Raw genomic sequence first — 19,569 nt, forward strand, 5'->3', positions numbered from 1 at the left:
GCTAACCCGCCGGTTAGTGGCATCGCCTAAAGCAGCCCAACCGGCGATACACCATCGGTCTTGCGATACGACGCGCTTTTGGTCTAGCGTTCGCTTCGGTTCCCCGTCTGACAAGCAAATCTTTTCGAAGGAGCCCGCTATGCGAACCATCGGTTTTCTTGCGGCTCTGTTACTGATCCTGCTCGCTCCGCTTGGGGTGTTCGCCCAGACGCAGGATTTCTCCGAGATGCAGAAGTGGCTTGCTTTGAAGGCGACCGAAGGAGGGTTGCCGCCCGGTACCAAGATCACGCTGGACAACTGGCGCCAGTATCAGCAGTATATGCCGCTCGGCCTCGATGTGCTGTTCGAGGGCAAGTACTTCTGGAAGATGCCTCCGGGTGCCGAGATCGATATCGGCCCGACCGAACGCGGCCTGTTGCCCAAGAACTACGTGGAGGCGGGTGAGAAGTACGGGGCGCAGACCCGCGTCGTTCATCTGCCCAACGGCCACATGGACATCGCGAACTACGTTGCCGGAATTCCGTTCCCCAGCCCGCAGGGGCCCGACAAGGGCTACGAGATCCTTGTCAATAACTGGCTTGCCTATGTGCCGCATATCTACTGCAATACGCCGGACAACGACGGCCAGCTCTGGTTCCAGGATCGCTTCCGCAGCTTCACCGAATCCGACGTTGACGTAGTCTATCGCCAGACCGGGTATAACACCGATCCCGGCACTCAGCGCACCGAGCCGGCCGGCGGCACCTGGTACACGGAATGGCTGATGCAAGAGACGCCGGAGCAGGCGAAATATACGCAGTCGCTCGAACTGTTCTACATGGACCAGCAGAAGACGCTGGACCTGTACGTCTTCGTTCCCGCGCTGCGCCGCTCGCTGCGCCTGGCCACCACCGCGCGCTGCGCGCCGGTGTTCGGCTCGGACTGGACCAACGACGACGCCAAGACGATCGGGTTCAACGGCGGCATCGCGCTGTTCGACGCCAAGGTTCTGGCCGAGCGCCCGGTTATCGGGCTGATGCACTACAACGAGGACTACGGCACCTTCCCCGGCAACTGGCTGATGCCGATCGGATTCTACAAGCCGTCATGGGGCAAATGGCAGGTGCGCAACGTGTACGTGCTCGATGTGCGGCGCGTGCCCAGCGAGCGTTCCGGCTACTGCTACGGCAGCCGCATCATGTACGTGGACAAAGAAGTCTTTTACACGGTATGGAACGACCTCTATGACTCCAACCTGAGGTTGTGGAAGGTGCAATGGTGGGCGCCGCGAGTCCGACCAGTGCCCGGCGACGGAGACGTGATTACCAACTCGGTCGGCGCCGCAACCTACGACCTGCAGAACGAACACGCCAGCTATTGGAGCAGCGCCAATCCGAAGGGAATCGATCCCTACTTCAACTCGGATACGCCGAAGCAGTACCAGAACCTGGTGCGCTTCAGCACGCCGGCAGGCATGATGCAAGTTATGCGATAATAAGTTCGGCCCGCCTTTCCAACTCGGCGATGTGGCAGCGCACGGCCGCCCATGAAGCGGCCGTGTGCTCCTTTCCGAACGGATTTGCAATGCTCCAAGCGCCGACCTCGCGCTGCCTGTTGATCGTGCCGCTTCAGCGGGACGGCATCCTGCGAATAGTGGGCAACGCGAACGAAGTCGAAGGATCTCGGACAGCTTCGCGCGAGCGAAGCCGGTACCGATTTTTTCATCCGCGAAGCGCGCCCTCGTCGGCGCGTTACCCCTCTCCTTGAACAAGGGGAGGGACCTGAAGTGTTTCGCAACGGCCCCGCGGACCAAGGAGCCGATTTGCAAATCTGCGAGGCTGGTCAGTAGACTATTTTCTCTTCAGTCAGTCGCGCGATCTCTTCCCTGGACAGTCCGAGGATTCCGTTCAACACCTCAAAATTGTGCTGGCCGAGGTCGGGCGGCGGACTGAAATTGAGCTGCGGTGCATTACTCAGTTTGGCGGGCATCCCGGGCAGAATACGCTTGCCGGACTGATGATGGTTAATTTCCCACCAGTAGCCCCATTCCCACAGATGACGGTCCTGATGGATTTCGACGCTGTCGAGCACAGGGCCGGCGGGAACTCCAGCGCGCTGGAGCTGCTCGGCGAGAGCGACATGCTCGTGCCGGCGCGTCCATTCGGCAAGCCGCGCGTCTAGTTCGTCGGAATTCTTCCAGCGGCCGAACTGGTCGGCGAACTTCGGATCGCGCGTCCACGCCGGCTCGCCCATCACATGGCATAGCGCGCGCCACTCGGCCTGGTTGCCGACCGCAATTGCGATCCACTTGTCCTCGCCCGCGCACGGATAGGTGTTGTGCGGCGCCATCACATCGTCGCGATTCGCCCATTGCCGGCGGTCGCGCCCGTTCATGAAATAGTCCATGTACCATTCGGGCGTCTCGCCGATGACGGTCTCGCCCATGCTGGCGTCAATCCATTGGCCCTCGCCGGTGCGATTACGATGGCGCAGCGCGGCGAGCACGTGGAAGACGACCGCGCTGCCGATCGCGTAGTCGGGCCAGGTGCCGCCGGTGTGGCGCGGCGCGCCGCCCGGATAGCCTTGGGCGTCGAAGGTGCCAACAAACGAGCACGCCATCGGGCCCCATCCGACCCACTCCGCGGGCTCGAGGCCGACCTTGCCGAGCAGCGAGACCGAAATCAGGATGATGTCGCGCTTGACCGCGCGCACGTCGTCGTAGCTCAGGCCCAGCCGGCGCGCGAGCGGCGCCGGATAGCATTCCAGCACGAAGTCGCTGCGCCTGATCAGCTCGTAAGCGAGCTCCTTGCCGCGCGCGGTTTTGAGATTGAGGTTGACCGACTTCTTGCCGTAGTTGAGCGCGTGGTAACAGCCGTTGTTGTCGGGATGCTGGCGACCATCGGCCATGAAGGCTGGATTGAGCCGCGAGAAGTCGAGATACATGCGCGACTCGACCTTGATCACCTCGGCGCCCATCGTCGCCAGCCACAGCCCAATCTGCGGGCCGTTGATGATCCAGCTGAAGTCGGTCACCCGGATTCCCTCGAGCGGCAGCGGTGCCATCGATTTTCTCCCTCGCACGCAGTCAGATAACGCCCGCGGCGCGCAGTCCGCTGAGCTCAGCCGGCGGGAGCCCGAGCCGCCCGCACAGAATTTCCTCGTTGTGCTCGCCGAGGAGCGGTGCGCGGCGCGGCGCCGGTGGAGTCGCGGTCAGGCGGACCAGCGGTCCCGGATAGCGCAAGTGCCCTGCGACCGGATGGTCGATTTCAACGAAGGCGCCGCGGTGCTTGAGATGGGGATGCTCGGCGGCCTGGGCGACGGTCAGGACCGGGCCAATCGGCAATCCCAGCTTCTGCCCCTCGCGCACCAGCCATTCCTGGCCGTGCTTGAGCAGCTCTCGCTGGATCAGCGGGCGCACGACGTCGTCGTACTCGGCGCGCTGCGCGGTGTTCTTGAACAGATCGGCCTCTAGCGCTTCGGGATGACCGAGCAGTTCCTTGAGCGCTTCGAAGTGCGAGTCGACCACCCACAGGACGTACACGTAGCCGTCGCGGCAGGGCGAAGGCTCCAGCCCCGCCTTGGCCTTGGCACGCAGCCGGCTGTACGGCATCCCGGCGTAGCCGTAAACGGCCATCTCGACCTTCGCGGTGTTGACCACCGACTGCCAGCACGCGGCGTCCACCCACTGGCCCTCGCCGCTCGCCTCACGTTGCAACAGCGCCAGCATCGAGGCCGCCGCCGCCGTCGTCGCACCCATCATGTCAGCCTGACGGCCGGGCGCGCGTAGCGGATTTTCCTTTTCGGAGTCCGTGATCAGCGTCGGCGTGTTGTAGCCGGTCAGGCTCATCGCCCACGCGATGAGGTCCGTGCCTTTCCATCCGGCATACGGCCCGTGCTGCCCGAACGGCGTGACTGAAGTGACGACCAGCCGCGGGTTAAGCGCGTGAAGCACGTCGTAGGCGAGCCCGATGCTTGCGAGGTAGCCCGGTGGATGGTTTTCGATCAGAAGATCGGCGTCGGCGACCAGGCGTTTGAATAACGCCGCGCCGCTGGGTGTGGCAGGATCCAGCGTCACGCTCTTCTTGCTGGTGTTGAGGTAGAGGAAAAGGCCGCTCTTCTCGGGATGGGGGACGTCGCCGGGGAAGGGCGGATGGCGGCGTGCTTCGTCGCCGGCGCCCGGCGGCTCGATTTTGATGACTTCGGCGCCCATGTCGGCGAACAGCTTGCCGCACATCGGCCCCGACACCATCTCGGCAAATTCGACGACTTTCAGACCTTCCAGCGCCGCGCCGCCCACGTGTGTTCTCCGCAGTTATCCCGGCCGTCAACCGCCCATCCTGTTAGCGCCAGAATAAGCAAAAACCAGCACCGCTACGCCAGCGCAACGAGCGCGCGCCAAGAGTTTGAGGGACGGAGGACGAAACATTGGGCGTAATTGAGAGTAATAGCCCTTAAAAGCAATTATTGTCTAAATAAATTAGTGATAGATAGTTAATGAGATTAATTAAGATGCATTAAAGCTTATTGTCTTGATTTATGCCGTATTGTTATGAAACACAGTGTATAGAGATGAAACCTCGCTTCCAAACCTCAATCTCGGTCTACGAGTCCCATTTCTATCTGAAGGGGAGGAGATTATGCGGACTCTGCGCTCGCCTCGCTCAAAGGCCGCGATGTTTGCGGCAGTGATTCTGGCCTTGGCCGCCTCGGCTCTTGCGCAGTCCTCGGCGGCGGATGCTCAGAGCGTCACGGTCTGCGCCAGCGGCTGTAACTATACGACCATCGCGGGAGCCCTGGCGAGCGCGGTCTCGGGTGAAACCATCAACATTCTCGATGCCGTTCATAACGAGGCGAACCTCACGATTGACGGCGGTCTAACGCTCACTATCCAGGGCAAGGACCCGATCAGCACGGTCATAGACGGCGGCAACGCCGGCCCCGTGTTCACGATCAATAGTGGCACGGTGACGATTCAGAACCTGACGGTGCGGAACGGACTGAACGGCGCCGACGGCGGCGGGATCATCAACTGGGATGCGCTCACGCTTAAGAACTGCGTCGTCTCGGGCAACACCTCCGGCGCCAACGGCGGCGGGTTGGTCAACTTCGGCGGCGTGGTCGCGATCAGCGACTGCACGGTCTCCGGCAACACGGCCGCTTCGTTTGGCGGCGGCGTTCTGAACACTTCTTTCGGCACGCTCACCATCAACCGCAGCACGCTCTCCGACAACCTGGCGACCAACGACGGCGGCGGCCTGGCCAACGCTTCGGGGTCGGTGACGGTCCTCAACAGTACGTTCTCGGGCAATTCCGCCACGCTGGGCGGCGGCGTCGAGAATTTCGACACGCTCGCGATCAGCAGCAGCACGATCGCCGACAACACGGCCAGTGCGAGCGGGGGCGGAATCGACAACGGCGGCGTCGCGACGGTCAAGAATTCGATAGTCGGCGACAACAACTCCGATTGCTCCGGTACGCTGACCGCGCTCGGCGCAAATCTCGACACCGACGCGAGCTGCGCCAATTTCGCCCAGGTCGCCTCGACCGAGCTCGGCTTGACTTCGCTAGCGCTCAATCCGCCCGGGAGCACCGAGACGTTTGCCCTGGTGCCCGGCAGCGCAGCGATTGATAAAGCGACGGATTGTACAGACGTCACCGGCAATCCTGTAACCACTGACCAGCGCGGGGTGTCCCGGCCCCAAGGCCTGGCGTGCGATATCGGGGCCTTCGAGGCGCAGCCGCAAGCGATCTCGGCGGTCACGAATCAGATCGACTACGGCCTGGCTGACGACCCGTATGATACGTCAGCCGGGTCGCGCGTTACGATGGGCGCGTTCGTGCACGAAAAAGCGACGGTTACGACCACCGTTGATCCAATTCCGAGCCGAAGCAGTCTCACTCTCAACGCCTTCTCCGGCAATGATTGTTCGCCTACTCCGGCGGCGAGCGAAATTGTCAACCTCAACGGCGGCGCGATGACGGAATCGGCGGAGTCGAGCGGGAGCGCGGGAGTCGCGGCCGAGGGCCCGCTGCCAGTGGGCGCGGTCGCCTACAACGCGGTCTTCAAAAGCGGCAATACGCTCGTACCCGATGCGACCAGCCCGTGTGCGGCGCTCAATGTGATTTCACCGATAAGCCAGTTCTCCTACACGGTGAACGGCGATGCGAGCGTCTATAACTGTACGCTCGAGTCGATCGCAGGCGGCGCCTGTCCGAGCGGCACTCAGGAGGCTTCCGTAGCGCCGGGCAGCACCAACAGCTACCTGGTCACGATCGCGCTCACGAACCTGACCGGTCTGACCGTCAGCGAGAATGTCTCCGGCTCGTTCGTCGCTGGCAAGGGCGTTTCGATAGGCAATCCCACGCTAACTCCCGGGTGCGGCGACGCGGTCATCAAGCACAACGGCCAGGTCCAATGGAACGCGAACGGCTCCAACAGTCCCAAGGCCGCCGGCTTCACGATGATGCCTGGTCAAAACTGCGCGCTCCAGGTCACTGTCAGCGCGGCGTTCGGCGCGGGGCAGCAAGCGATTACCGGCCAGTGGTCGGCTACTCAGAACGAGTTGTCGCCGCTGACCAACCAGAACCTGACGCTGAAGTCGCCGCTGACCGGCAGCCTTGCGGTCAACGTGAATTAGCGCGTCCCGACGCGCCGCTGCGACATCGCCTATTGAGCCGACGTGCCCGCACCTGCGCCCGCGTTGCCGCTCGCCGACGCGGGCGCAGGGGGAGCGGCGGGCGAGGCGGTGGCTGGTCCCTGCGGCGGCCGTTCGAACAACAAACAGTAGCTCGAGATGAACCAGCTGCCGGGCCACGGATCGATCATCCGGATGTACTCGAAGCCCGCGTGCGTCATTTCGCTCGACACGATAATCGGATCCACGCCGTGCCCTTCGCGATTTGCCGGCAGGCCCTTTGGCCGCCATAGCCAGAGCAGGATGGTAGGACGAAAGTCGAGCACGGCCAGTCGGCCGCCCGGGCGCAGCGCGCGCAGCAGGCTCGCATTGTAGTCGGCGGGGTCGGTCAGATGATGGTAAACGCGGCTCAGGAAAATCGCGTCGCAACATCGCGCGGGCAGGCCGGTGTCGCTCGCGGTCGCCTTGACTACCACTACGTTGGCGAGTCCCGCCGCGCGGGCCGCGCTGCGGATTTGCGCCAGCGCAGCCGGATCGATCTCGGTCGAATAGACGCGCCCCCTGGGACCGACCAGCCCGGCCATCACCAGCGTCATCGCGCCGCGTCCCGCGCCTACGTCCGCCACTACCGACCCAGGCCTGACCGCAAGCAACTCGGCCAGTCGGCCCACATCCTCATCTCCGCTCGAACATCCGGCCGCGGCGGCTGCGATCGCCAGCGCGGCTGCCGCGACGCACAGGTGCGCGGCGGCGGCGCGGCTCAGGGTCCAACGTCGAAGCTTCATCGCGAATTGCTTCCCCAGCTTCGCTTGTCAGTGCGGTATGCTTGCCGATAATACGAAACCCTGAAGTCCGCAACAAAACGGAGGCGTCGATGCCCGCGCTGTTGTACGAAGTCCGCGACCATATCGCCTATCTGACGATCAACCGTCCCAAGGTACACAACGCGATGAACCCCGAGGTCATCGTGCGCCTGGCCGAAGCCTGGCAGCGCGTCGCCGAGGACGACCACGTGCGCGCGGCGATCATCACCGGCGCCGGCAACAAGGCGTTCTCCGCCGGCGCCGATTTGGGCCGCCTGATCCCGCTGTTCACCGGCGCGCGTCAGCCCGAGGACGAATGGGATTACAAGCTTAAGGACAATCCCAAGCTGGGCGCGATCGCGCTGATGCGCGGATGGAGCCTCTACAAGCCGGTGATCGCGGCGGTCAACGGGTTCTGCATCGCGGGCGGGCTGGAGCTGATGGAAGCGACCGACCTGCGGGTCGCGACGGCGTCGGCGAGCTTTGGGTTACAGGAAGTGAAGTGGGCGATCATCCCGGCCGGCGGCTCGCTGGTCCGCCTGCCGCGCCAGATCCCGTACTGCAAGGCGATGGAGATTCTGCTGACCGGCAATCGGATCGCGGCCGACGAGGCGTGGCGGCTCGGCCTTATCAACTACGTCGTCGGGCAAGAGCAGGTGATGGCAAAGGCGGAGGAGCTGGCGCGCACCATCGCCGATAACGGCCCGCTCGCGGTGCGCAAGATAAAGGAGGCGGTCGAACGTTGCTCCGGAGTGCCGTTCGAGGAGGGGTTCAAGATCGAGAACGAGGTCCAGCGTTTCATCGCCCGCACCGAGGACGCGCGCGAGGGCCCGCGCGCGTTTATGGAAAAGCGCAAGCCCAACTACAAGGGGTGCTGATCTTTAAGGACTTCCCCCCCCGCATTCATCGCCGAACGAAAGTTGGGATGTGGGCCCAACTGCTGCGACGCGGAGGCTATCGCCTCACTCCCCCGCGCGGCGGTAATCGCGATAAATGCGCCGGCCGAAGCGGCCGACGAGTTGGCCGACCGGCTTTAGCTTGGCGCCGAGCGGATTTGCATGTGCACCGCGCTGAACGCGGATTTTTCAAAGGTACTGCCGTCGAATCGGCAATGGCCCAGGTTGCGGCTTATGCGTGCTGAGTTCAGCGGGGCGTCCGCGCACGCCCGTCCAATGCCGACCATCGTTTGGGGGCAGGCGCGGAGGCGCAATTCATTGCGGCCGGAACAGCCAGGCTCGCTCAGACAGTGCGAACTAGCGGTCTTCGCGATAGCAGGTGCGCTCGGGGCCGCAGTCGCGCGCCGAGCACGGCTGCCCGTCGGGGCCCACGGGGCGCTGGGTAAGCAGGCAGTTGTAGCACGCGGTCGAGCTGTCCGGATCGATCAGGCGCTCGCCCGCGGGCGACCGGAAGTAGCCGTTCTTGGTCCTCAGATAAAAGCAGAAGCGGCGCGCCGCGCCAGCCATCTCAAACGTCCTCCATCTGGCCGGCGCGCAGAATCGTGCGCCGGATGAGCGCCCGGGCGATCGCAACCTTGTAGGCGTTATGCGGCAGGGGACGCGCCTGCTTGAGCGCCGCCTCCGCCGCTTCCATTGCCCGCGCGCGCGTCAGCGCTCCCGCGCCCAGCGCCTGTTCCGCCTCGCGCGAGCGCCACGGAATCGGCGCCACCGCGCCGAGCACTACACGTGAGTCGTGGACCGCCTTCGAGCGCGGATCGATTTCGAGCATCGCGGCGACGCTCACCAGCGGCCAATCGAAGCTCTGCTTCTCGCGTACTTCGAGGTAGGCGCTGCGCGCGGCCGGCGCCGGTCGCGGCACGATAACTTCGAGGAGGATTTCGCCCGGCCGCATCACGTTCTCGCGCGTCGGATCCACGCTCGGCAGCGTGAAGAACTGGTCGAGCACAACCGCGCGCTCGCCGCCGGGGCCGACGAGGCGCGCGCTTGCGCCGAGCGCGATCAGCGCCGGCGCGAGGTTGGACGGATGCACGATGAACGACGGGCCGCCGCCAAGCACCGCGTGGTAGCGGTTGAGCCCGCCCAGCGCGTAGCAGGTGCGCCCGCCTTTCTTGAGGCAGGCGACGTCGGGGTTGCGGAAGTACCAGCATCGCGGGCGCTGCAACAGGTTGCCGCCCACTGTGCCAAGATTGCGAATCTGCGGCGTCGCCGCCTCGCCCGCCGCCGCGGCCAGCGCGGCGAAACGCTCGCGCACGAGCGGATTTTCGGCGACCTCGCTCAGACGGGCGAGCGTGCCCACTCGCAACCCGCCGTCTGGCGTCGGACCGATTCCCCGCAGTTCCTTCAGCCCCTTCAGATCGACCAGTGTGTCCGGCGCGACGAGCCGCTGCTTGAGCAGATCGGCGAGATCGACGCCGCCGGCGAGCGCCGCATGCCCGGGCTGCGCGAGCAGGCGGACGGCGCTTGACAAATCGGCGGGCGTTACAACCTCGAAGCGCTTCATCGCTTTCCATCAGCGCGGTTCGTCAAACGCCCGCGCAATTCCCAGGTCAGACCTTGCCGAGCGCCGCCAGCACGCGATCCGGCGTGATCGGCAGATCGCGCACCGGCACGCCGATAGCATCGGCTACGGCGCATCCAATTGCCGCCGTCGTGCTGACGTGCACCGCCTCGCCGAGCCCGAGCACGCCGGTGTTGGTTACGCCGTTGGCAACCTCGACAAAGCTCACGTCGATCTCCGGGGTGTCGAGGGGCCCCGGCAGCTTGTAGTCGTCCATCGTCGGATTGACCATCAGCCCGGTCTGAGGGTCGAGGCGGCGGTCCTCGAACAAGGCAAGGCCGACGCCCATGATCACGCCGCCGTTGACCTGGCTGCGCGCGGTGAGCGGATCGATGATTAATCCCGCGTCGTGCACCGCGACCACGTTGAGTACGCGCACGACGCCGGTTTCGACGTCAACCTCGACCTCGATGAACTGACATCCAGCCTGGTCGTAGCGGTAGCCTTCATAGTTGGGCACGCGCTCGCCAGTAGCGGAGATCGAATCGCCCGGAATGCGCCGGCAGACGTCACGGATCGAGATCGCGCGCTCGGGTTGGAAGCGCACGCGGATCGCGCCGTCGCGCGCTTCCAGATCGGTCGGCTCGGCGCTCAGCATCGGCGCCGCGATCCGCAAGAGCTTGTGCTTGAGATGGGCCGCGGCCTGGCGGACGGCGGGCGAGTCGGAGGGCGAGGTGCTGCTGCCGCCCGAGGGCACCGAGAACGGAAAGCGCGAATCGCCGATCTGCGCGGCGACCCACTCCAGCGGCACGCCCAGCTCCTCCGCCGCAACCATCGCGAGCACCGTGCGCGTGCCGGTGCCGATATCCTGCGCGCCGATCCGCATCTCGAAGCGCCCGTCGCGCCGCGCGACCACGATCGCCTCGGGCCCCGAGCGGCCCAGGCCATGCCATGCGCCGGCGGAAACTCCGATCCCGCGCCTCAGCGCCCCGGCGCTGATTCGGCGCGCCCGGTTTTTTTCGTTCCATCCGAAGCGCGCCGCTCCCAGTTCGAACTCGGCCGCGCGCACCGGATCGCGGTTGTTGCGCCGGCGAAACTCGAGGCGGTCGAGCTTGAGCTTGCGCGCAAGCTCGTCGATCGCAAGCTCCAGCGCGAACAGCCCCTGCGGCCATCCCGGCGCGCGCATCGGCGACGACGGCCCCGCGTTGATATAGACGTCGCGTTCGGAAGTGCGCACGTCAGGGCATGAATAGACGGCGAAATAGGGGCCCGAGCTTCCGGCGCCGGCCCCGATTCCGCCGCTGCCGTGCTCTTCGAGCTCGAGCGCGACGAGCGCGCCGTCGGCGCGCGCGCCCAGCTTGACCCGCTGCCACGAACTGGGCCGGTTGCCGGTGGCGACGTGCTCGGCTGCCCGCGGCAGCATCAGCTTCACTGGGGCGTCGGCCGCGCGCGCAAGGCGCGCCGCGATCACGACCTCCGCCCCCGCGCCGAACTTCGAGCCGAAGCCGCCGCCGAGGTATTCGGTAATCACGCGCACGTTTTCGGGCGGCAGGTCGAACAGCACGGCGAGGTCGTCGCGGACGGTGAAGATGCCCTGGGTGGAGCACCAGACGGTGAGTTTGTTGCCCCGCCAGCTCGCTACCGCGCCGTGCGTCTCAAGCGAGACATGCGTCTGCACGGGCGTCGTGTAAACCGCCTCGTGAATCGCGGCGGCCTGGGCGAAGCCGCGCTCGACCTCACCGCGGACGCTGATGCGCGGCGCGCTGACATTGCTGCGTCCGCTGAACACGCGCGGCGCGCCGTCGGCCATTGCGCTTTCCACGTCCACTACGAACGGCAGCGGCTGGTATTCGACCTTGATAAGCCCGAGCGCCTCTTCGGCGATTTCGGGGCGCAGTGCGGCGACCGCGGCCACCTCCTGGCCGGCGAAGCGAATCTCGCCTTCGTCCACCCGCAGCGCGGCGCGCACGCCCTCCATCCGCCGCGCTGCCGAGAGGTCCGCGTTGCGCACCGTGGCATGGGGATGCGGGCTGCGCAGGATCGCGCCGTAGAGCATCCCCGGCAGCCGGATATCGTAGCTGTAGCGGGCGTTGCCGGTCGCCTTGAGCGCGCCGTCGAGACGCGGCGTCTCCCGCCGCAGCACACTGAAACGCTCGCCCCATTGCCATGGCGTCGGCTCGTCGTCGGGGATTACGACCGCGACCTCGCGGACCTCGCCGTCGAAGCCGAGCCTCAGTGTCTCGCGCCGCGCCATCAGACGCCGCCTCTCGCAGGCTTGCCTGGTTTGTAACCGGCCGCCGCCAGCGCCGCCCTGAAGACGTGCGGATAGGTGCCGCAGCGGCAGATATTGCCGGCGACCGCGCGTTTGATGTCGTCGAGGGTCGCGGCGGGATTGCGGCTGATCTCCGCCGCCACAGACATCACCATCCCGGGCGTGCAAAATCCGCACTGGAGCGCGTCGTTGGCGACGAAGGCGCTCTGCACCGGATGCATCCGGTCGGCCGATCCGAGTCCTTCGACGGTGGTGATCGTGTGGCCGCGCGCTTCGAAGGCAAAGATCATGCACGCGGTTACTGGACGGCCGTCGAGGTGGACCGTGCAGGCGCCGCAGGCGCCGCGATCGCATACCAGCTTGGTGCCGGTGAGCCCGAGATGGTTGCGCAGCGCATCGACCAGCGTGACGCGCGGCTCGACCGCGACCCGCACCTTGTTGCCGTTGACGAGAAGCTCGATCGCTTGCGCGCCCGGGCCTAGCCGCTCGACGACGCCGGGCTCCACCGGCGCCGTCGCGGCTTTCTCATCGGCGTCCGCCAGCCGGGTGCCGCCGAGTCCGGCGATTGCAGCCGCCACGCCCGCGCCCTTGATAAACGCGCGCCGGCTGAGTGCGCGCCCGCCGGGCGCATCCGATCGGGGCTGACCCGAATTGTCCGCGTGCGGTGGCGTATTCGGACCGTCTGCGTGATCGCCGGTTTCTGCCGGATGAGCGCGGGGTGGAAGGTTAGGGCGCTTGGTCTTCATCGCGGGTCGGCTGGCGAGGGTTGAGCAGCCTTCAGCGTACCGCCGCTGCACGCGCTCAGGCTTGCGCCAACCACGACGGCTCCGAACAGTCCAAGGCCGAACAGGAAAGCGAAGCCGACGGTCTTCACAAAATAAACGCCCGCGATCAGAATTTTGTCAAGGAGCTTGGCGGCGGCGTAGCCCGCCAGGGAGGCGATTCGCTCAGGCGCGATTGCGCTGGTCGCGTCGGCGCCGACGCGACCAGCTGCAGCGCAAAGACGGGTCAGCGGCACCAACAGTACAGCGTCGAGCGCAAGTGTCAGAAGCGCGGCCCGGCGTCCGGAGCCTGTCTCGGAAAAGAACATCCCGACGCGCAGCGCGATCAGCAGGCCGAGTGCGGTGGCCGCGCCCTCCATAAAGTAGAACTCGTATCGGTTCCACCACGCGCCGAAGGCGGGCGCCGTCATGCGCAGCTCGTAATGGAGCGTGGTCGCATAGCTCAACGTCGAAACGACCCCCACCGCGAACGAGGCGCCGAGGAGGTAGCGCAGAAGTCGGCGAATTACCGCATTCGGCATCGTCAGCGCCCACTCAGCGCACCGCCAGCATTGCCGGCGCCGGCCCGATCCGAGTCAGCCCTAACGATAGATAAACGATCACGAGCACGAGGATCCCGACTCGCAGGCCGACGCGGCGAAAGCGCGCCTGCAAGGCGGGCAGTTGAGGGTCGGGCCCGTCGGCCGAAATCTGCCAGATCCGCGCGCCGAGCGTGCCGTACTGGTAAAGCGCGAGGATTATCACGAGCGCTACGAGGACCAGTTTCACCGCGAGCAGCGCGCTCATCGTGCCGAGAAAGAGCACGTTGAAAATGCCGGTGACGACCAGAACGGCGAGCGCGCTCAGCACGATCGCGCCCAGCCGGCGCACGATTCGGCGCGCGACGCGCACCCGCGCCGGCGGCTCCAGCTCTTCGGCGAGCACCGGCGTCAGCGCGAAAGTGCTGAACAGCGAACCGCCGAGCGCAACAATCACCGCGGTCACGTGGATGAAGAGGGCCAGCAGGCGCAGGCTGAGCATGATAGGGGCTTGTATTCCCTTGCAGGCGCCGGGGACAAGAGATGCCGCCGGCCTTCAGTTCGCGGCTGCTGGTTGAAAAAAGCGCGCCGTTCGCGAATCGCCCTTACAGAAGACCCCGGAATGAGGCAATCGCGACAGACACATGACGGAGCTTCTAAAGCGCGCGCCGATAGGTGACGAAGTTGCCGCTGACGTGGGCGCCCAACGCCATCGCGGTGCGCCGCGAGGGCCAGTTGTCATCGAGCACCAGCGTGTAGCCCGTGTACCGCATCCCGTGGCGCGCCATCGTCAGAAACGACCGCGCCGCCATCGCCAGGGCCGTGCCCCGTCCGCGCGCCGCCTCGACCACGCCGATATTGATGAGCGCGCCGCGTGTGCCGCCGCCGCGTTCGGGATGAAGCTTGACGCCGGGTCGGAGCTGCGCGAGCACCGGGCTCAGGTCCGGTACCGAGAAGACCACGCCAACCGGCTCGCGCCCGGCCACCGCCACCATCGAAAGGTCGCTGACCAGCGAGCCGTGCAGCGGCGCCATCATCGGCCTCACCTCAGTGCGCGTTATCGGATTCCATCCCCAATGGCGGGCGAATGCCGCGTTGGTGACATCGGTCCAGGCGTCGGCGGCGGCGAGGAATCCGTACTCGCGCCAGCTCAGCACCGTGATCCCGGCGGACCGTATCGCTTCGACCATCGATGTATAGCGCGCCAGGGTCTCGGGCGTCAGCGCGGCGGTGTAATCGATATGCCCCTTCTCGGTCTCGAAACCGGCGTCCTTGAGGTAGCGATGGTAGTAGTCGGGATTGCCGCGCAGGAGGAAGGATGGCAGGTCGCCGTAGTTGTCGATCGCGTAGGGATAGTCGAGAAAGGCGGCGAAGCCGCTGCGCGCAAACCGCATCCCGCGCCGCGCCAGCCACTCCAGCGCCCGCGTCAGCATTTCCGCCACCGCCTCGTCCTCGCCGGCGATCGCCTCGAAGTGGATGAGCTGGCCAAGCTGCTCGCCCCAGTGCTCGATATAGCGGCGGTTGACGACTGCGCTGACGCGCGCGACCAGCCGGCCCTCGCGCCATGCGCAAAACGGCTGAAGATCGAGAAAGGGCGCGGTGCGCGTGCGCCCGGCGAGCAAGTCAACCTCGTTGCGGATATCGGGCGGCCACCACGCCTCGCGCTCGGCATAGACCGCAAACGGCAGGCGGGCAAACTCTTCGAAGTCCTGCGGGCTGCTTATCGCCTCGACGCGTATGCTGGCGGCGGCGCTCAACGTCATCGACGGACCGGCGCGGCGCACTAGGGCCGGCGCCGTCGCGGTTGCTTAATCCCAAAGACTAGCATTTGCCTGAGCGCGCTCCACATACCGCGCTCCTGTTGAGCGGCTCGGGCGTGCGCCGAGCGCGCCGGGCGGGAACCCCACGGACGGTGCGCACGGTTATGCAAGATGCCAGGCCGATGTGCGGCCAGCATGGCGGCGGTTTGCGCCGAAGCGCATCGGTGCCCTGGCTCGCTTCTCCCGGAACCGGCCCGGTGTGTGGCGTGAAATCCCCCAAACCCACCGCCGGGCCGGTCGTAAGTTCGAAATTGTGCGACGCCCGCACGAGCGGGCTACACCGGCCGCGACGGTTCTCCAGCGTGATGGGTTTCGCCCAGCACGGCGTCGCATCGCCGGCGTGCCTCGTCCGCCACAGCAGCAAGCTCGGCGAAGGGCGGGATATGGTCGTCCCATTCGATAAGCGTCGGTACATGGCCGAAGCGGCAGACCGCGTACTCGTAAAGCTGCCAGACCTCGGGGCGGATCGGATGATCGTGGGTGTCGAGCAGATAGGCGCCGTGATCGCTGTGGCCGGCAAGATGGAACTGCACGACGCGGGCGGGATCGATCGCGTCGACGTAGCGGCGCGGGTCGAAGCGATGGTTAAAGGCATTCACGAAGATGTTGTTGATGTCGAGTAGGATAGCGCAATCAGCCTCTTCGGCGACCGCGCCGAGGAATTCCCACTCGGCCATCGTCGAAGCACGAAACCCCAGGTAGCTCGAGACGTTCTCAATCAGGATCGTCTGCTCCAGGATTTCCTGCACCTGGCGCAGGCGCGCGGCGACGTGGCGCACGACTTCGTAGGTATAGGGCAGCGGCACGAGGTCGTGCAAATTGCGTCCACCGGTGCCGGTCCAGCACAGATGGTCGGAAATCCAGGCCGGCGCAAACCGCCGCGCCGTATCGCGCAACGCCTCGAGGTAGGCACGGTTGAGCGGGTCGGTCGAGCCGATCGACAAACTCACGCCATGCATCACGATCGGGTAGCGCGCGCGCACGCCTTCGAGCACCTCCAGCGCGCGCCCGCCCTTGACCATGAAGTTCTCCGAGATGACCTCGAACCAGTCGATCGGCGGGTGAGGCTGCGATGCGTCCGGGTCGAGCACTTGCGCATAGTGGGGCCGGCGCAGGCCGACACCGAAGCCCAGCGGTGCGAACGCGGAGCGCTTCATCGCCAGACTCCGCGAGGCGGCGCGCCGCGCACAACATCGCCGCCGCGCGCCCCGCGCAAGCTCACGACTTCTTCTCAGGCGGCGCGGGATGGCCGCCCTTGTCAGTGCACTCCTTGACCGACGCCGTCGTTACCCATCCCTTGCCTTTGCACGAGTTTTGTCCCATGCAGGAGTTGGTCGCGCTCGCGCACGAGCTCTGCCCCTTGCAGCTGTTGCCACCGATACACTTGACCTGGCTCGCGCTCGACCCGCTGCTAGACCCGTTCTCGGCGAATGTCGGATTAGCTAGGAACATCGCGCCGACCGCCGCCGCCAACACCGCGCCGGTGAGTGTCTTGCCGTTCATCCGTGGTCTCCTCTTCTGTTCTGCCGCGGGTCCGCGTCGCTGCGGTTCCCGCCGCGCCCGCTGCTTTGACCAATCCAAAGGCTCGGCGTGTGGAACCGAGGCCGGCCTCGTACGCGTTGAACACCCTGAGATATGGCGAGCGTTCCTTGCCGCCTGACCGGCGCGCTCCGCTCCCCCTGACAGGCAAAGCATAGGCCTGCCGATGGACCGGGTGTCAATAACACGCAGCCTCTCCCGCCTGTGTTGCGCGACAGCCTGCAGCCGCTTGCGGTCGCAGAAATCGGCGCGCGCTCGTGAGGTTGGGGGAACTTTTCCGCCGCATAGGCGATTTACTCAGCGGCCGATGCTATATGTTGGTGCTCCGTTGGATATGGGGGAAAAAGGGGGCACCGGAAGAGAAAAGCGCGCGCTCTTCGAGCGCGAGGCGTTGGCTCACGTCGACGCCCTGTACTCGGCGGCGCTGCGCCTTGCGCGCAATCCCGACGACGCCCGCGACCTGTTGCAGGAGACCGTGCTGCGCGCCTACCGCTTCTTCCATCAGTACACCCCGGGCACCAACTGCCGCGCGTGGCTGCTCACCATCCTGTACAACAACTTCCGCAACGGCTACCGCGGCGGCTCGCGCGAGATGCTCGCGGCAACCCCGGAGGACTTCGAGCGCGAGCTGGAGGGAGCCAGCATGCGCGCTGACCGAGCCGCCGACAATCCCGAGGCGCTGCTCGCCGAGCAGATCCTCGACCATGAGGTGGCGGCCGCGCTCGACGCGCTGCCCGCCGACTTTCGCACGGTCCTGATCCTGGTCGACGTCCAGGAGCTCAACTACCAGGAGGCCGCGCAGGTGCTCGGATGCCCGATCGGCACCGTCAAGTCGCGGGTTTCGCGCGGGCGCCAGATGATGCGCAATGCGCTGGCGGCATTCGCCCGCAAGCGCGGGATCACCCGGTGAGCCGGATGCAGTCGGGGCCGTGTTGCGTGTATAAGGCTTGGTGAAAGCCGTGAACTGCGAGGAGTACATTGCTAACTGCCTCTCAGCCCACGCCGATGGCGAGCTGACGCCCGAGGAGGAGCGTGCGGTTGCCGACCATCTCGGCCACGGGGTCGACGACGGATGCGCCGCGTGCCGCACGCGCCTTGCCGAGGAGCGCCTGCTTAAGGCGCTGATCCGCCGCCACGGCGCGGCCCAAGCGCCCGAGGAGCTGCGCGCTCGGCTGAGCGCCGCGCTCGACGGTCTCGATCGCGAAGCCGGGGCGCGGCGCTCCGACGGGGGTGCGCGCGGCGGCGCAGTCGTGCGCGAGCTGCGCCGGCCGTGGGTTTGGGTGCCACTGGCCGCGGCGGCCGCGATCCTCGTCGCGCTGTTCATCGGCAGCTTGCCCGGGGTGCGTCAAATGAGCGCCCCCGCGCTCAGCGGGGTCAGCTCGATGGTGGCGAGTGCGGCGTTTGACCAGGCGGTGGGCGCCTTCGACGGCTTCCAGGGCGGCTTTCGTCCCAACGTGCCGTCCTCTTCGCTCGCCGCGGTCGCCGCCGCCTACGGCGCAGCCGAGATGCCCGACCAGATGTGGGACCTTACACAAGCCGGCTACTCGCTCGCCGGCGGACGGCTCGATCGCCTGCCCGACGGAAGTCCAGTGACCTACACGCTGTACCGCGGTCCGAAGGGCGACCTTCTGTGCACCCGCTACAAGGCGAACAATTTCAGCTTCCCGCCCGGCGCCGTCGCTGAACATCACGGCCATCGCTTCTACAGCTACAAGGGCTACAGTCTCTGCCTGACGATCTCGCGCGAGGGGCGCTTCATCTGCGTGCTGACGGCGAGGGAGCCGATGGAGCAATTCGAGCGGGACATTTCGATGGCGCGGGCGTTCACGCTCAGAAAGTAAGCGCGCGCGATGGCGGGGGTGCCGAGGGCGGGCTCGCGCACCGCGCTGTTCTCGATCGCCGCGGGCCTGGCCCTGATGTTCCTGGTTGGCCCGCTGCTCAAGCTCGTCCTGGGCGCGGACCCTCACGCGCTGGCGCGCGTTCGGCGACCGCACGGTCCTCGACGCAATCGGGCTCAGCGTGATGGCAGCGACGTGGGCAACCGTGCTGGTACGATCGTCGGCACACCGCTGGGCTTTTTGCTCGCGCGGCGGGACTTCTCGGGCAGGACGATCGTCGAGGCACTGACCGATCTGCCGGTTGTCGCGCCCCATCGAATCGCGGGGGTCGCCCTGCTATTCGTCTTCGGCCGGCGCTTCTTCGTCGGCCGCGCCTTCGAACTGTTCGGTGTCCACTTCGGCGGTGCGGTGCTGGGGATCGTGATCGCGATGTTGTTCGTCAGCGCGCCGTTTCTGATCAACGCCGCGCGCGACGGCTTCCGCGCCGTGGACCCGCGCCTGGAAAGCGTCGCGCGCACGCTCGGACGCGGACCGTGGGCGGCGTTCTTCGGCGTGACGCTCCCGCTTGCGCGCGGGGCGCTGGTCTCAGGAGCGGTGACGATGTGGGCGCGGGCGCTTTCCGAGTTCGGCGCGATGGTGGTGCTCGCCTGCTATCCGATGACCGCGCCGGTGCTGATCTACGACCGCTTTGAGGGCTACGGGCTGAGCGCGGCGCAGCCGGTGGCGGCGGCGGTGGTAATCATCGCGCTAATCTTGTTCGCCGCGCTCCGCACCTCAACCTGCGCCAGGCCGCGGGCTGAAGAGAAACCGGACCACAGACCCAGGCTGGTGATTGCGCCACGCGGTCAAGCACGGACTGGGTGCTTTATGACGGTCGCTTCGAGTGTTAATCTCTACGGGAGTCAAGGCGCGTCTTGACAAACTTGATC

18 protein-coding genes are annotated in these 19,569 nt (G+C 66.1%); 6 read left to right on the forward strand and 12 right to left on the reverse strand.

Annotated features, from left to right (window positions below):
• Window positions 1-139 precede the first annotated feature (139 nt).
• Window positions 140-1,474 (forward strand): DUF1329 domain-containing protein, encoded by a 1,335-nt coding sequence (locus VFB33_12585; GenBank protein ID HZO82522.1) that lies wholly within the window; start codon window positions 140-142, stop codon window positions 1,472-1,474.
• Between the two features lie 347 nt (window positions 1,475-1,821).
• On the opposite strand, the gene VFB33_12590 is transcribed toward VFB33_12585, so the two are convergent.
• Together VFB33_12590 and VFB33_12595 are read right to left on the reverse strand one after the other, a co-directional pair.
• Window positions 1,822-3,042 (reverse strand): CoA transferase, encoded by a 1,221-nt coding sequence (locus tag VFB33_12590; GenBank protein ID HZO82523.1) that lies wholly within the window; start codon window positions 3,040-3,042, stop codon window positions 1,822-1,824.
• Window positions 3,043-3,064: 22 nt separating this feature from the next.
• Window positions 3,065-4,276 carry a CaiB/BaiF CoA-transferase family protein gene (locus tag VFB33_12595; GenBank protein HZO82524.1) on the reverse strand — a complete coding sequence of 404 codons (1,212 nt, stop codon included), beginning with the start codon at window positions 4,274-4,276 and terminating at the stop codon, window positions 3,065-3,067.
• Between the two features lie 376 nt (window positions 4,277-4,652).
• Here VFB33_12595 and VFB33_12600 point away from each other — a divergent pair, with 376 nt between their 5' ends.
• A complete protein-coding gene (locus VFB33_12600) occupies window positions 4,653-6,617 on the forward strand; it encodes a right-handed parallel beta-helix repeat-containing protein (protein ID HZO82525.1) in 1,965 nt (654 codons plus the stop codon).
• A gap of 29 nt (window positions 6,618-6,646) precedes the next feature.
• Here the strand turns inward: VFB33_12600 and VFB33_12605 are convergent, their stop codons facing one another.
• Window positions 6,647-7,399, reverse strand: a complete 753-nt coding sequence (locus VFB33_12605; GenBank protein HZO82526.1) for a methyltransferase domain-containing protein — start codon at window positions 7,397-7,399, stop codon at window positions 6,647-6,649.
• Between the two features lie 89 nt (window positions 7,400-7,488).
• Here VFB33_12605 and VFB33_12610 point away from each other — a divergent pair, with 89 nt between their 5' ends.
• Window positions 7,489-8,295, forward strand: a complete 807-nt coding sequence (locus VFB33_12610; GenBank protein HZO82527.1) for an enoyl-CoA hydratase-related protein — start codon at window positions 7,489-7,491, stop codon at window positions 8,293-8,295.
• A 375-nt stretch (window positions 8,296-8,670) separates the two neighbouring features.
• On the opposite strand, the gene VFB33_12615 is transcribed toward VFB33_12610, so the two are convergent.
• From VFB33_12615 to VFB33_12655, 9 genes are all read right to left on the reverse strand, one after another.
• Complete coding sequence (locus VFB33_12615) at window positions 8,671-8,880, reverse strand: hypothetical protein (protein ID HZO82528.1); 210 nt, start codon at window positions 8,878-8,880, stop codon at window positions 8,671-8,673.
• A gap of 1 nt (window position 8,881) precedes the next feature.
• A complete protein-coding gene (locus VFB33_12620; GenBank protein ID HZO82529.1) occupies window positions 8,882-9,874 on the reverse strand; it encodes an FAD binding domain-containing protein in 993 nt (330 codons plus the stop codon).
• 46 nt (window positions 9,875-9,920) lie between these two features.
• Window positions 9,921-12,125 carry a xanthine dehydrogenase family protein molybdopterin-binding subunit gene (locus VFB33_12625; protein ID HZO82530.1) on the reverse strand — a complete coding sequence of 735 codons (2,205 nt, stop codon included), beginning with the start codon at window positions 12,123-12,125 and terminating at the stop codon, window positions 9,921-9,923.
• Window positions 12,125-12,889: a (2Fe-2S)-binding protein gene (locus VFB33_12630; protein HZO82531.1), complete on the reverse strand. Its 765-nt coding sequence runs from the start codon at window positions 12,887-12,889 to the stop codon at window positions 12,125-12,127. Before VFB33_12630 ends, VFB33_12625 begins: the two co-directional genes overlap by 1 nt.
• Window positions 12,886-13,446, reverse strand: a complete 561-nt coding sequence (locus VFB33_12635) for a hypothetical protein (GenBank protein ID HZO82532.1) — start codon at window positions 13,444-13,446, stop codon at window positions 12,886-12,888. The genes VFB33_12630 and VFB33_12635 overlap by 4 nt, the downstream gene beginning before the upstream one ends.
• A gap of 13 nt (window positions 13,447-13,459) precedes the next feature.
• Window positions 13,460-13,945, reverse strand: a complete 486-nt coding sequence (locus VFB33_12640) for a DUF4149 domain-containing protein (GenBank protein ID HZO82533.1) — start codon at window positions 13,943-13,945, stop codon at window positions 13,460-13,462.
• Between the two features lie 154 nt (window positions 13,946-14,099).
• Window positions 14,100-15,206, reverse strand: coding sequence for a hypothetical protein (locus tag VFB33_12645; GenBank protein ID HZO82534.1), 1,107 nt, complete (start codon window positions 15,204-15,206; stop codon window positions 14,100-14,102).
• Window positions 15,207-15,538: 332 nt separating this feature from the next.
• Window positions 15,539-16,420: a DUF692 domain-containing protein gene (locus VFB33_12650; GenBank protein HZO82535.1), complete on the reverse strand. Its 882-nt coding sequence runs from the start codon at window positions 16,418-16,420 to the stop codon at window positions 15,539-15,541.
• Window positions 16,421-16,481: 61 nt separating this feature from the next.
• Window positions 16,482-16,766, reverse strand: coding sequence for a hypothetical protein (locus VFB33_12655; protein HZO82536.1), 285 nt, complete (start codon window positions 16,764-16,766; stop codon window positions 16,482-16,484).
• Between the two features lie 370 nt (window positions 16,767-17,136).
• Here VFB33_12655 and VFB33_12660 point away from each other — a divergent pair, with 370 nt between their 5' ends.
• The 3 genes from VFB33_12660 to VFB33_12670 are packed head-to-tail and all read left to right on the forward strand — an operon-like array spanning window position 17,137 to window position 19,558.
• Window positions 17,137-17,712, forward strand: coding sequence for a sigma-70 family RNA polymerase sigma factor (locus VFB33_12660; GenBank protein HZO82537.1), 576 nt, complete (start codon window positions 17,137-17,139; stop codon window positions 17,710-17,712).
• A 40-nt stretch (window positions 17,713-17,752) separates the two neighbouring features.
• Window positions 17,753-18,643, forward strand: coding sequence for a hypothetical protein (locus VFB33_12665; GenBank protein HZO82538.1), 891 nt, complete (start codon window positions 17,753-17,755; stop codon window positions 18,641-18,643).
• 9 nt (window positions 18,644-18,652) lie between these two features.
• Window positions 18,653-19,558 (forward strand): ABC transporter permease, encoded by a 906-nt coding sequence (locus tag VFB33_12670; protein ID HZO82539.1) that lies wholly within the window; start codon window positions 18,653-18,655, stop codon window positions 19,556-19,558.
• The last annotated feature ends 11 nt before the right edge of the window (window positions 19,559-19,569 follow it).

The organism is Candidatus Binataceae bacterium (genome assembly GCA_035650475.1).
Taxonomy (GTDB): Bacteria; Desulfobacterota; Binatia; order Binatales; family Binataceae; genus JAKAVN01.